Source organism: Klebsiella sp. TF21-TM (assembly GCF_019753495.1).
GTDB classification, from domain to species: domain Bacteria; phylum Pseudomonadota; class Gammaproteobacteria; order Enterobacterales; family Enterobacteriaceae; genus Klebsiella; species Klebsiella quasipneumoniae.
Map to the genome: position 1 here is coordinate 147430 of NZ_JAIJYL010000005.1, position 13219 is coordinate 160648.

The following is a 13219-nucleotide window of genomic DNA, read 5'->3' on the forward strand; positions in this document are numbered from 1 at the left end:
CGTACACTTTAAACGCCACCAGATCCCGTGGAATTGAGGTCGTTCAATGAGACTCAGGAAATACAATAAAAGTTTGGGATGGATGTCATTAATCGCAGGTACTGTATTACTCAGTGGTTGTGATTCTGCACTCCTTGACCCAAAAGGACAGATTGGACTGGAGCAACGCTCTTTGATTCTGACGGCCTTCGGCCTGATGATGATTGTCGTTATTCCCGCCGTCTTGATGGCAGTAGGATTTGCCTGGAAGTATCGCGCGAGCAATAAAGATGCGAAGTATAGCCCGAACTGGTCACACTCCAATAAAGTGGAAGCTGTGGTCTGGACGGTACCTATTCTGATCATCCTGTTCCTGGCCGTTCTGACCTGGAAAACCACTCACGCACTGGAGCCAAGCAAACCGCTTGTCCATGACGAGAAACCAATCACCATCGAAGTCGTATCGATGGACTGGAAATGGTTCTTTATCTATCCGGAACAGGGTATTGCTACCGTTAACGAAATCGCCTTCCCGGCGAACGTACCGGTACACTTCAAAGTGACCTCTAACTCGGTGATGAACTCGTTCTTTATTCCGCGCTTAGGCAGCCAGATCTACGCAATGGCCGGGATGCAGACTCAGCTGCACCTCATTGCTGACGAAGCTGGTACTTATGACGGTATCTCCGCTAGCTACAGTGGCCCGGGCTTCTCTGGTATGAAGTTCAAAGCGATTGCTACCCCGGATCGTGCAACTTTCGATCAGTGGGTTGAAAAAGCGAAACAGTCTCCGAACGCTATGGACTCTATGGCCGCGTTCGAGAAAGTGGCTGTGCCTAGCGAATATAACAAAGTGGAATACTTCTCTAACGTGAAGCCGGATCTGTTCAAAGATGTTGTGAACAAATTCATGTCTCACGAGAGCATGAACATGTCCAAACCTGAAGGCGAGCATGCCGCTCACGACGGGATGGAAGGCATGGACATGAGCCACGCGGAAACCGCTCACTAAGGGGCCGAGGAAGAAAACGATGTTCGGAAAACTTACACTGGATGCAGTGCCCTACCACGAACCTATTATCGTGGTAACGGTGGCTGCGATTATCATTGGGGGACTGGCGCTTCTGGCGGCCATCACTTACTTCGGTAAGTGGTCCTACCTATGGAACGAGTGGCTGACCTCTGTCGACCACAAACGTCTCGGTATCATGTACGTTATCGTGGCAATCGTCATGCTGCTGCGTGGCTTTGCTGACGCCATCATGATGCGTAGCCAGCAGGTGCTGGCCTCGGCTGGGGAAGCAGGCTTCCTGCCGCCTCATCACTACGATCAGATCTTTACCGCCCACGGCGTTATCATGATCTTCTTCGTGGCGATGCCGTTCGTTATCGGTCTGATGAACCTGGTGGTTCCGCTTCAGCTCGGCGCACGCGACGTAGCCTTCCCGTTCCTCAACAACCTGAGCTTCTGGTTCACCGTTGTGGGCGTGATTCTGGTTAACCTGTCTCTGGGCGTCGGTGAGTTCGCGCAGACCGGTTGGCTGGCCTATCCGCCGCTGTCGGGAATTGAGTACAGTCCTGGCGTAGGGGTCGACTACTGGATTTGGGCGCTGCAGCTCTCCGGTATCGGTACTACCCTGACCGGTATTAACTTCTTCGTGACCATTATCAAGATGCGCGCCCCGGGCATGACCATGTTCAAGATGCCGGTATTCTCCTGGGCATCTCTGTGCGCTAACATCCTGATTATCGCCTCTTTCCCAATTCTGACCGTCACCATCGCGCTGCTGACCCTGGATCGTTACCTGGGCACCCATTTCTTTACCAACGATATGGGTGGCAACATGATGATGTACATCAACCTGATTTGGGCCTGGGGTCACCCGGAAGTGTACATCCTGGTTCTGCCGGTGTTCGGGGTCTTCTCCGAAATCGCCGCGACCTTCTCGCGTAAGCGTCTGTTCGGTTACACCTCTCTGGTGTGGGCAACCGTCTGTATTACCGTTCTGTCGTTCATCGTTTGGCTGCACCACTTCTTCACCATGGGTGCCGGCGCGAACGTAAACGCCTTCTTCGGTATTACCACCATGATTATCGCGATCCCGACCGGGGTTAAGATCTTCAACTGGCTGTTCACCATGTATCAGGGTCGCATCGTCTTCAACTCGGCGATGATGTGGACTATCGGCTTTATCGTGACCTTCTCCGTAGGTGGGATGACCGGCGTGCTGCTGGCGGTACCGGGCGCGGACTTCGTTCTGCACAACAGCCTGTTCCTGATCGCGCACTTCCATAACGTTATCATCGGCGGCGTGGTATTCGGTTGCTTCGCAGGTCTGACCTACTGGTGGCCGAAAGCCTTTGGCTTCACCCTGAACGAAACCTGGGGCAAACGCGCTTTCTGGTTCTGGATCATCGGCTTCTTCGTAGCATTTATGCCGCTGTACGTGCTGGGCTTCATGGGGATGACCCGTCGTCTGAGCCAGCAGATCGATCCGCAGTTCCACCCGATGCTGGTTGTTGCAGCTTGCGGTGCGGCGCTGATCGCCTGCGGTATCCTGTGCCAGCTGATTCAGTTCTACGTCTCTATTCGCGACCGCGATCAGAACCGTGACCTGACCGGTGACCCGTGGGGTGGCCGTACGCTGGAGTGGGCAACCTCTTCTCCACCGCCGTTCTACAACTTCGCTATCGTTCCTCAGGTTCACGAGCGTGACGCCTTCTGGGAAATGAAAGAGAAAGGTGAAGCGTACAAACAGCCTGCTCACTATGAAGAAATTCATATGCCGAAAAACAGCGGCGCCGGCATCGTCATTGCCGCCTTCGCGACGGTATTTGGTTTCGCCATGATCTGGCATATCTGGTGGATGGCGATCGCCAGCTTCATCGGCATCGTAGCGACCTGGATTATTAAGAGCTTTGACGAGGACGTGGATTACTACGTACCGGTTGCAGAAGTCGAAAAACTGGAAAAACAGCATTTCGATGAGATTAACAAAGCAGGGCTGAAAAATGGCAACTGATACTCTTGCGCATACTGCCCACGCGCATGAACACGGGCACCATGATACAGGACCGATGAAGGTATTCGGTTTCTGGATCTACCTGATGAGCGACTGCATTATCTTCGCTACGCTGTTTGCTACCTATGCCGTTCTGGTGAACGGCACGGCCGGCGGACCGACTGGCAAAGATATTTTCGAACTGCCGTTCGTTCTGGTTGAAACCGCACTGCTGCTGTTCAGCTCCATCACCTACGGCATGGCGGCTATCGCCATGTACAAAAACAACAAGAGCCAGGTGGTTTCCTGGCTGGCGTTGACCTGGCTGTTTGGCGCCGGATTTATCGGGATGGAAATCTATGAATTCCATCACCTGATCATGGAAGGCTTTGGTCCGGATCGTAGTGGCTTCCTGTCCGCGTTCTTCGCGCTGGTCGGCACCCACGGTCTGCACGTGACCTCTGGCCTTATCTGGATGGCGGTGCTGATGTTCCAGGTTTCACGTCGTGGCCTGACCAGCACTAACCGCACGCGTATCCTGTGCCTGAGCCTGTTCTGGCACTTCCTGGACGTCGTGTGGATCTGCGTGTTCTCGGTTGTCTATCTGATGGGGGCGATGTAATGAGTCATTCTACCGATCATAGCGGCGCTTCTCACGGCAGCGTGAAGAGCTACATGACAGGATTTATCCTGTCCATCATCCTGACGGTCATTCCGTTCGCCATGGTGATGAGTGGCTCCGCCTCGCATGCGGTTATCCTTGGCACCATTCTGGTGACCGCTGTGGTGCAGATCGTGGTACACCTCGTGTACTTCCTGCATATGAACAGCAAGTCCGATGAAGGCTGGAACCTGACCGCATTTATCTTCACCGTAATCATCATTGCGATCGTGGTTGTCGGCTCCATCTGGATTATGTGGAACCTGAACTACAACATGATGATGCACTAAGAGCGGCGAGTATGTTTAAGCAATACCTGCAAGTTACGAAACCAGGCATTATTTTTGGCAACCTGATCTCCGTGATCGGCGGTTTCCTGCTGGCCTCCAAAGGCCACATCGACTATCCGCTGTTCGTCTGGACGCTCCTCGGAGTATCCCTGGTGGTCGCCTCGGGTTGTGTATTCAACAACTACATCGACCGGGACATCGATCGTAAGATGGAACGGACGAAAAACCGGGTGCTGGTCAAAGGGCTGATCTCGCCAGAAGCTTCGCTGGTGTACGCCACCTTGCTGGGTATTGCTGGCTTTATGCTGCTGTGGTTCGGCGCAAATCCGCTGGCCTGCTGGCTGGGGGTGATGGGGTTCGTGGTTTATGTCGGCGTCTACAGCCTGTACATGAAACGCCACTCTGTCTACGGCACGCTGATTGGCTCACTCTCCGGCGCAGCGCCGCCGGTGATTGGCTACTGCGCGGTCACCGGTGATTTCGACAGCGGTGCGGCGATCCTGCTGGCTATCTTTAGCCTGTGGCAGATGCCTCACTCCTACGCCATCGCGATTTTCCGCTTTAAGGATTATCAGGCGGCGAATATTCCGGTGCTGCCGGTGGTGAAAGGCATTTCGGTCGCCAAAAACCATATTACGCTGTACATCGTCGCCTTTGCCGTTGCGACCCTGATGCTCTCGCTGGGCGGTTACGCCGGGTATAAATACCTGGTCGTGGCGGCAGCGGTCAGCGTCTGGTGGCTGGGCATGGCGCTGCGTGGCTACAAAGTGGCAGATGACAAAGTCTGGGCGCGCAAGCTGTTCGTCTTTTCCATCGTCGCCATCACTGCGCTGTCCGTGATGATGTCCGTTGACTTTATGGTGCCGGATTCACATAGCCTGCTGGCTTACGTGAGATAATCGCGCTCTCCAGTACGATATAAAGCCCCGTTTTGACGGGGCTTTTTCTTTTCTGTTGCAAATTGGTTCCTTTCTCATTTCATACTTCCCCTCCCCTCCCCCGCATCGGTTTCGCTATCTCACGCCCAAAAAATGAGGAAAAAATGAGCTTGTGCTAACCGGGTATCGCTCGCGCCGCACGCGCCCGCGATGCTACTTTTCGCCTCGGGTTTACACCCGTTTGGGAAATATTCACTACAAGGAATCGCAATGAAAGAATTAACACTGAACGAAATGGAGTACATCTCCGGCGGCTTTAACCTGTTCGGCGCGGCCAACGGCTTCGCCAGCTTTGTCGCCAACTCTGCCGTCGGCTTCACCTCGTTTGTCCTCACCTCCGGTACCGCCTTCGCCTCATTCGTTGGCGACAGCGCGATGGCGTTTGGTTCCTTCCTGACCGGTCAGACAAACTGGGAAACCTTCGTGACCACCGGTAAGGAAAACTGGGGTAGCTTCGTCAATACCGCCGGCACCAGCTGGAACACCTTTGTCGATAACGCCGCCAGCGACTGGAGCAGCTTCCTCAACAAAGCGTCAGCCTAAACGACGTCTCGCCGAGGGCAGCGCATCGGCTGCCCTGTTTAACCCACCAGCATCGCCTGCGCGCTATAGAGCAGATCAAGGTGGTCGCGGCATAACGCGTCCAGCGAAGTCCGCGATTGATGACTGGTCAGACTTAACGCTCCCCACCAGGTCCCTTCCCTGTCGGTTAACGGTACCGCCAGCACCAGCATACCAATCTCAAACTCCTGCTCGATAGTGGCATACCCCTGACGCCGCACCTGGGCAATCTTCTCCATCAACAACGCGACGTCGGTCACCGTATAGGGCGTGCGTTGTTCCCGGGTAATGCGCTGTAGAACCGCTTCACACTCTGCTTCCGGCAGCGAAGCCAGCCATAACCGCCCCCCGGCGGTACAAAAGATGGGCACCCGCTCCCCAAGCCGAACCGACGTGGAGTTAAATGGCGTGTGACGGCTGCGGGCGATATAGACCAGCTCATCTTCATCCACCACCCCCACCGAGGCGTGCTCCTCAGTCCGGCTGGCGATGTATTCGACAATCGGCCGCACCATGCGGGGAAACTGCGCCGAATCGACGTAGGCCTGACCAAGCCGCAGCGTCTTCGGGGTAAGCCAGTAATAGCGCCCATCGGTTTGCAAATAGCGCTCATGCAGCAGCGTCAACACAAAACGTCGTGCCGCGCTTTGCGTCAGGCCGCTCATTTTCGCCGCCTGAGCGACGGTGAGCTTTGGGCAGGTTTTAGAAAAAAGCTGGATGAGCGCCAACCCTTTTTGTAAACCGACGATCAGATCGCGAGGATGAATGGTGTTTTGCATATTCGCTCACATTTTTGCAACATCATTATCGATTTCCTGCGATTATCGCAGCGATCGTGCGATTAACAACCGACATGTCCGAATTCTGCGTTGTCGCTCCCAGCTTCCACTGAAATACTTTCACAACATTCATTTAACAAATGAGGTTTGCAATGGTCAGTGGAACTACCCAGGTTGTCGCCGTGATTGGTCATCCGATTGCCCAAGTGAAATCACCGGATAACTTCAACCGCTACTTTGCCGAACAGCACATGGACAGCGTCATGATCCCGGTGGATATCGCCCCTGACGCGGTGGCCGCCTACCTCAACGCCCTGCGCGGCTGGCAGAACATGAGCGGCGTGCTGGTGACGGTGCCGCATAAACAACGCGCCGCCGCGCTGGTCGACGAGCTTACGCCGCGCGCCCGCCGACTCAACGCCATCAATGTGATCCGCAAGCTGGCGGATGGCCGGTTACAGGGCGATATGCTGGACGGCGTCGGCTTTCTGCTCGCCGCCGAGGCACAGGGTTTTCAGCCGGCGGGTAAGCAGGCGCTGCTCTCCGGTTGCGGCGGCGTCGGCAGCGCCATCGCCTGGGGATTGTGCGAGGCGGGGCTCCGTCAGCTGGCTCTGCACGATCAAAACCCCGCCACCCGGCAACGCCTGCACGACCTTCTGGCTGAAGCCTTTCCGGCGGTGCGACTGAGCGCGCTGCCGGACACCCTGCACGGCGTCGATCTGCTGGTCAACGGCTCGCCGGCCGGCATGGCCGGATTTGATGCGCTGCCCCTGCCGCAGGCGCTGCTGGAGACCCTCGACAGCGCCACCCACGTGGCTGACGTTGTCACCGCCCCGGTGATGACGCCGTTGCTCACCTTCGCCGCCGCCCGCGGCTGCCGGGTACAGACCGGGCCGGAAATGGCGCTGGCGCAGATGACGCTGATGGGCCAGTTTATCGGCGCCATCCCGCCGGCGCAGGGAGCGGCGGCATGAAGAGCTGGGACGTGATCGTCATCGGCAGCGGCGCCGCTGGCTTTGCCGCCGCGGTCACCGCCAGCTGCAAAGGGCTGTCGGTACTGATGCTGGAGAAAGCCGGTCAGTTCGGCGGCACCTCGGCCATCTCTGGCGGCGCCGTGTGGCTGCACGATACCGACCAGGCGCGCGCCGCGGGCAAAAGCGGTAGCGCCGAAGCGATCAAAACCTATCTGCGAACCATTATCGGCGAGGCCCACTACCGCGAAGATATCGCCGAGGCGTTTGTCAGCGCCGGGCGAGAGGCCCTCGCCTTTCTGGAGCGCGTGGGGGCGGTGAAGTATAGCCTGCGCCCACTCTCACCTGATTACTATCCGGATGAGCCCGGCGCCGTCGACGTCGGTCGGGCGCTGGAGGTGGTGGAGTATGACGGCCGTGAACTGGGTGACGCGTTTCGCGACCTGCGCTCGCCGCCGCCGGGGATGCTGCTGTTTGGCGGAATGATGGTCAACCGCGTCGACATTCAACATTTTCTCGATATGCGTCGCTCGCTGCGCTCCCTGGCCCATTGCACCCGACTGCTGCTGCGCTACGCCCGCGACCGGGTGACATACCCTCGCGGCACCCGCCTGGCGATGGGCAATGCGCTGATTGCCCGCATGGCGACCACGGCGCTGCGTAAAGGCATGAGCCTGCGGCTGAATGTCAATGTTCTGGCGCTGTGCGAAGCGCAAGGCGCGGTCACCGGGGTAGAGATTGAGTGTCAGGGGCAAAGAGAGACGCTGCACGCCCGGCGCGGGGTGGTGCTGGCCGCAGGCGGTTTTGCCGCTGGCGCGCTGGCGGCGCGCTATCGGCCTGACACCCGAGAGCACTTCACCATGTCGCCGCCGGCCAATGATGGCGCTGCGCTGCGTCTCGCGGCGGCGCTTAACGCTCGCGAGGGAGCCGATCGGGCATCCAACTTTTTCTGGGCGCCGGTATCGGTGCTGACCCGGGCCGACGGCAGCGAGGAGCGCTTCCCCCACCTGGTGACCGACCGGGCCAAGCCGGGCGTGATTGCCGTCAATCAGCGGGCGGTACGCTTCGTTAATGAGTCCAGCTCCTATCACCATTTTGCCAGCGCGATGCAGCGTGCTGCGGAGAATGCCCCCTGCTTTTTACTGTGCGACGCCCAGGCGATGAAGCGTTACGGCCTCGGGCTGGCGCGCCCGGCGCCGGTGAACAATGACGCCCTGATCGCCGCCGGCTATCTGCACAAAGCCGACACCCTGGCCGCGCTGGCGCAGCAGCTTGGGCTGGATGCCCACACCCTGAGCGAGACGGTCGCCCGCTACAATCGTGACGCCGCGCAGGGCGTGGACCGTGAGTTTGCCAAAGGCGGCAACAGCTATAACCGGGCGATGGGCGATCCGGGCCATCACCCTGACGCCTGCAACGCTCCCCTGCTCAGCACGCCGTTCTATGCCATCAAACTCTATACCGGCGATCTGGGGACTTCCCGGGGTCTGGTCACCACCGCCGATGCCCAGGTCGTCAACGCCGAAGGAAAGCCTATCGCGGGGCTGTACGCGGTGGGAAACGACATGGATTCGCTGATGGCCGGCACCTACCCGGGTCCCGGCATCACCCTTGGCCCGGGGCTGACGTTTGGCTACCTCGCCGCCTGCCATCTGGCGCAACCCGCCACCCACTAATCAGGAAAACATCATGATCTACGAAAAACGCACCTACACCATCAATCCGCTGAAAATGGCCGACTGGCTGGCGCTGTACCAAAGCGATGCCCTGGCGGTGCAAACTGACCATCTCGGCAAACTGATCGGCTTCTTTTTTACCGAGATCGGCGTGGTCAATCAGGTAGTGCACATCTGGGCTTACGAAAGCCTGGACGATCGCCTGGTACGCCGCGCGCGGATGGCCCAGGACGAGCGCTGGCAGACCTTCTCGCGGAAAAATCGCGAACTGGCCGCCGTGGAGCGCCTCGAGTCGGTGCTGATGCGCCCCACCGCTTTTTCACCATTGCAGTAAGGAGTCCATCATGAGCGGGCCTGTGAAGGTGGATATGCTGGTGGTCGGCTCCGGCGCGGCGGGACTCTCTGCCGCGGTCACCGCGGCAATGCACGGCGCCAGCGTCATGGTGGCGGAGAAGGCGTCAGTGCTCGGCGGAACCAGCGCCTGGTCCGGCGGCTGGCTGTGGATCCCCCGCAACCCGCTGGCGCGGGCGGAGGGCATCGACGAAGCGGCCGATGCTCCGCTGACCTATCTGCAGCATGAGATGGGGGGCGAAGCCGCCGACGAACGGCTGCAGACTTTCCTCCGTCACGGGCCGGAAATGGTGGAGTTTTTTCATCAGCGTACGGCGGTGAAGTTTCTGTCGGGCAGCGCCATGCCGGACTTTCACGCGTCGCCGGGCGCGGCGAACGGTGGGCGGTCGGTGACCGCTCAGCCCTACGATGGCCGCCTGCTCGGCGACTGGCTCCACCGACTGCGCCCGCCGCTGGAGACCATCAGCCTGGCCGGGATGGGCATCGCCGGCGGCGCGGACATGGCGCATTTTTTTAACGCCACCCGCTCGCCGCGCTCCGCGCTGTATGCCGCCCGCCGCCTGCTGCGCCACGGCTGGCAGCGGCTGCTCGCCGGACGGGGGCAGCATCTGGTCAATGGCAATGCGCTGGTCGCCCGTCTGCTGCGATCCGCCCTCGACGCCGGAGTGCGCTTTCAACTCAATGCGCCTGCGGTTCGGCTGCTGCAGGGGCCGCAGGGCGTGTCCGGCGCGGTGCTGCGCAGCGATGACGGGGAGATGCACGTCGAAGCGGGCGCCGTGGTGCTGGCCTGCGGCGGTTTTCCCCACGATCGGCAGCGCCTGGCGCAGGTGGTGCCTCACGCCGCGGAGGGCTACGGCCATTTCTCCGCCGCGCCGCCTGACAATCAGGGCGAGGGGATCCGCCTTGGCGAATCCGTCGGCGGCCAGTTCGATACCCGCCTGCGCCACCCGCTGGCCTGGGCGCCGGTGTCCCGCGTCACCCTCGCCAGCGGCCAGCAGCTGATGTTTCCCCATCTGGTGGAGCGAGCCAAGCCCGGGGTGATCGCCGTCCTGCCTAACGGCAAACGCTTTGTTAACGAGGCCGATTCCTATCACGACTTTATCGCCGCCCTGCTGGCGGCGACGCCCGTGGGCGACACGCCGCAGGCCTGGCTGCTGGCCGATCGGCGCGCGCTGCGCCGCTATGGCCTGGGCCACGCCAGGCCCTTCCCGTTCACCCCTACCGCCTGGCTGCGTACCGGCTATCTGCTGCGAGGAAACACCCTGGCCGAGCTGGCGAAACGGTGCGCCATCGATACCGATGCGCTGGCGGAAACCGTTGAACGCTTTAATCACTTCGCCAGCACCGGTGAAGACGTCGATTTTCACCGCGGCGCATCGGCCTATAACCGCGCGCAGGGTGACCATCAGGTGACGCTCGGACCGCTGCGCGAAGGGCCGTTCTACGCGGTGCGCATTCTGCCCGGCTCGCTGGGCACCTTCAGCGGATTGCAAACCGACGAACACGCTCGGGTGCTGGACGGGCAGCAGCAGCCGATACCGGGCCTGTTCGCCATCGGCAACGACATGTCGAGCGTGATGCGCGGCTATTACCCCAGCGGAGGGATCACCCTCGGGCCGGCGATGACCTTCGGCTACCTGGTGGGCAAAAAACTGGCTGAAAACACAATAAAAACAGAGCAATAACAACCAGGGACGGCAATAACCCTGGCTAACTTCACCTGCAACTGAACCGGAGCCATTTATGAACATGCGTACCCTATCGCTCGCCGCGCTGAGCCTGCTCGATGTCTCTCCCCCCGAACAGGTGCGGATAGCGGCCAGAACCGGTTTTACCCACGTGGGTCTGCGGCTGCTGCCCGCCACCCCCGCCGACCCGGACTACGATATGCTGGGCGATACCCCCGCCGTCCGCGCGACCCTGGCCGCGCTGATGGAAACCGGCATCCGCGTCTCGGACGTGGAGATCGTCCGCCTGAGCCCGGGGTTTACCCTCGACGATCGGCTGCAGCGCTTTATGGAGACCGCCGCGCGGCTTGGCGCCGGGCAGGTGTTAGTCGCCGGGAATGACGACAACCTGCAGCGCAGCGCCGACAACCTGGCCACTCTCGCCGCGGCCGGCCGCCCGTTTGGCCTGACCATGAACCTTGAGCCAATGCCCTGGACCCAGCTGCGCACGATCGCCGATGCGCAGGCGCTGATCGCCGCCAGCGGGCGGGAGGATATCGGCATCCTGGTGGACGCCCTTCATTTCTGGCGCGCGGGAGAATCGCTCGCCGCCCTCTCCAGCCTGCCCGCGCATCATCTGAACTATATGCAGCTCTGCGATGGCGCGGCGCAGCGGCCGGAAAGCGAGCAGGAGCTCATCCGCCAGGCCCGCTCAGCGCGCAACGTGCCGGGGGAAGGCGGTTTGGATCTGCACGGTCTGATGTCGGCTCTGCCGGCGACGCTGCCGGTCTCCCTCGAGGTGCCGCTCGACGGCGAGCAGGGCGCCCTGCCGCCCCTCCAGCGGGCACAATTACTGTTCACTGCCGCGCAGCCCTACCTGCGCTCCTGCACATAAGGAATCCGCTATGACACAGACTCAACGCCTGGATGTCAGAGAGTTAATTAACCGTAACCCGCTGAGCCGCTTTCAAAAGCAGATTATTTTTCTCGGCTTTTGCGTTATCGCTCTCGATGGGTTTGATATCGCGATCATGGGCTTTATCGCCCCGACGCTGAAGCTGGAGTGGGGGGTAAGCAACCACCAGCTGGGCCTGGTGATCAGCGCCGCGCTGATCGGCCTCGCGCTGGGCGCTATTTTCTCTGGCCCGCTCGCCGACTGGCTGGGACGCAAAAAGATCATCATCAACAGCGTCTTCTTCTTCGGCTTCTGGACCATCGCCACCGCCTTCTCGCACAACATTGAGCAGATGATGTTCTTCCGCTTTATGACCGGCCTTGGACTGGGCGCCGCGATGCCGAACATCGGGACGCTGGTGTCGGAATACGCCCCGGAACGCCAGCGCTCATTTATTATTACCGTCATCTTCTGCGGCTTCACCTTCGGCGCGGCGGCCGGAGGATTTACCGCATCATGGCTGATCCCGCAGTTTGGCTGGCACTCGCTGATGGCGCTCGGCGGCATTCTGCCGCTGCTGTTCGCCCCCCTGCTTATCTGGCGGCTGCCGGAATCGGTTCGTTTTCTGGTGATCAAACAAGCGCCAGCGGCGCGCATTCGCGCCATCCTTAATCGTCTTTATCCCGGACAAATCAGCGACAACGTGACGTTTATCCTGCCGGCGCAGCCGGCGGCCGGCAACGCGATGCGCATTGTGCTCTCCCGCCAGTACGGCTTTGGCTCGTTGATGCTATGGCTGGTCTACTTTATGGGGCTGTTCCTGGTCTATATTCTCGGCAGCTGGCTGCCAACGCTGGTTAAGGAGGTCGGCCTTACCGTCAGCCAGGCGGCCGTGATGACGGCGATCTACCAGGCGGGAGGCACCCTCGGCTCGCTGTTTGCCGGCTGGCTGATGGACCGCATCAATCCCCATCGCGCGCTGGGAATGATCTACGCCGTCGGCGGCCTGTTTACCATGGCGATGGGCTACGCCGCGGGCAGCTTTGCCTTGCTCTGCATGCTGGCGTTTATCAGCGGCGCCTGCCTGAACGGCGCCAATACGGGCATGAACGCCCTCTCCGCCCGTTACTACCCCACGCAGGCGCGGGCGACCGGCTCCAGCTGGATGCACGGCGTCGGGCGGATCGGCGCGATCCTCAGCGCCTTTGCCGGCGCTGAGATGATGGCGCTCAACCTGCCCTTCGAAAGCGTCTTTTTGATCCTCGGCATCCCGGCTGCCCTCACCGTCGCAGGCCTGGCGGCGAAGGGCATCTTCGCCGCAGGTAATCCTCCCGCCGCTTCGCCAGCCCCCGCGTCTGTGCGCGGAGCGTAATGCGGTATCCTTCCTCCGGTGCAATCTGCGGATTGCACCGCGCGCTGCGGCTAAAAAGAACATTTATTTCATCTTGC

At 60.2% G+C, this 13219-nt stretch carries 13 protein-coding genes; 12 read left to right on the top strand and 1 reads right to left on the bottom strand.

The window, feature by feature from the left end; genetic code table 11:
• The first annotated feature begins 46 nt into the window (after positions 1–46).
• The 6 genes from cyoA to K5R89_RS06940 all read left to right on the top strand — a co-directional run bounded on the left by cyoA (position 47) and on the right by K5R89_RS06940 (position 5413).
• Complete coding sequence (gene cyoA / locus K5R89_RS06915; protein WP_004204802.1) at positions 47–991, top strand: cytochrome o ubiquinol oxidase subunit II; 945 nt, start codon at positions 47–49, stop codon at positions 989–991.
• Positions 992–1010: 19 nt separating this feature from the next.
• Positions 1011–3002, top strand: coding sequence for a cytochrome o ubiquinol oxidase subunit I (gene cyoB, locus K5R89_RS06920; RefSeq protein WP_004204804.1), 1992 nt, complete (start codon positions 1011–1013; stop codon positions 3000–3002).
• Complete coding sequence (locus K5R89_RS06925; protein ID WP_002891635.1) at positions 2992–3603, top strand: cytochrome o ubiquinol oxidase subunit III; 612 nt, start codon at positions 2992–2994, stop codon at positions 3601–3603. The genes cyoB and K5R89_RS06925 overlap by 11 nt, the downstream gene beginning before the upstream one ends.
• Positions 3603–3932 (top strand): cytochrome o ubiquinol oxidase subunit IV, encoded by a 330-nt coding sequence (locus K5R89_RS06930; RefSeq protein WP_002891634.1) that lies wholly within the window; start codon positions 3603–3605, stop codon positions 3930–3932. Before K5R89_RS06925 ends, K5R89_RS06930 begins: the two co-directional genes overlap by 1 nt.
• An 11-nt stretch (positions 3933–3943) precedes the next feature.
• Positions 3944–4831 carry a heme o synthase gene (gene cyoE, locus K5R89_RS06935; RefSeq protein WP_002891629.1) on the top strand — a complete coding sequence of 296 codons (888 nt, stop codon included), beginning with the start codon at positions 3944–3946 and terminating at the stop codon, positions 4829–4831.
• A gap of 249 nt (positions 4832–5080) precedes the next feature.
• Positions 5081–5413: a hypothetical protein gene (locus K5R89_RS06940; protein ID WP_023288611.1), complete on the top strand. Its 333-nt coding sequence runs from the start codon at positions 5081–5083 to the stop codon at positions 5411–5413.
• 38 nt (positions 5414–5451) lie between these two features.
• On the opposite strand, the gene K5R89_RS06945 is transcribed toward K5R89_RS06940, so the two are convergent.
• A complete protein-coding gene (locus K5R89_RS06945; protein WP_217220203.1) occupies positions 5452–6210 on the bottom strand; it encodes an IclR family transcriptional regulator C-terminal domain-containing protein in 759 nt (252 codons plus the stop codon).
• A gap of 152 nt (positions 6211–6362) precedes the next feature.
• On the opposite strand from K5R89_RS06945, the gene K5R89_RS06950 reads away from it, so the two are divergent.
• From K5R89_RS06950 to K5R89_RS06975, 6 genes are read left to right on the top strand one after another with little or no spacing between them, the layout of a single operon-like run.
• Positions 6363–7184, top strand: coding sequence for a shikimate dehydrogenase (locus K5R89_RS06950; protein ID WP_044521259.1), 822 nt, complete (start codon positions 6363–6365; stop codon positions 7182–7184).
• Complete coding sequence (locus tag K5R89_RS06955) at positions 7181–8857, top strand: FAD-dependent oxidoreductase (protein ID WP_217220207.1); 1677 nt, start codon at positions 7181–7183, stop codon at positions 8855–8857. Before K5R89_RS06950 ends, K5R89_RS06955 begins: the two co-directional genes overlap by 4 nt.
• Before the next feature lie 13 nt (positions 8858–8870).
• Positions 8871–9191, top strand: a complete 321-nt coding sequence (locus K5R89_RS06960; RefSeq protein ID WP_004204812.1) for an NIPSNAP family protein — start codon at positions 8871–8873, stop codon at positions 9189–9191.
• 10 nt (positions 9192–9201) lie between these two features.
• Positions 9202–10893, top strand: coding sequence for an FAD-dependent oxidoreductase (locus tag K5R89_RS06965; protein ID WP_217220209.1), 1692 nt, complete (start codon positions 9202–9204; stop codon positions 10891–10893).
• 58 nt (positions 10894–10951) lie between these two features.
• Positions 10952–11770 (top strand): sugar phosphate isomerase/epimerase, encoded by an 819-nt coding sequence (locus K5R89_RS06970; protein WP_217220211.1) that lies wholly within the window; start codon positions 10952–10954, stop codon positions 11768–11770.
• Positions 11771–11780: 10 nt separating this feature from the next.
• Positions 11781–13142, top strand: coding sequence for an aromatic acid/H+ symport family MFS transporter (locus K5R89_RS06975; RefSeq protein WP_017898923.1), 1362 nt, complete (start codon positions 11781–11783; stop codon positions 13140–13142).
• Positions 13143–13219: the final 77 nt, after the last annotated feature.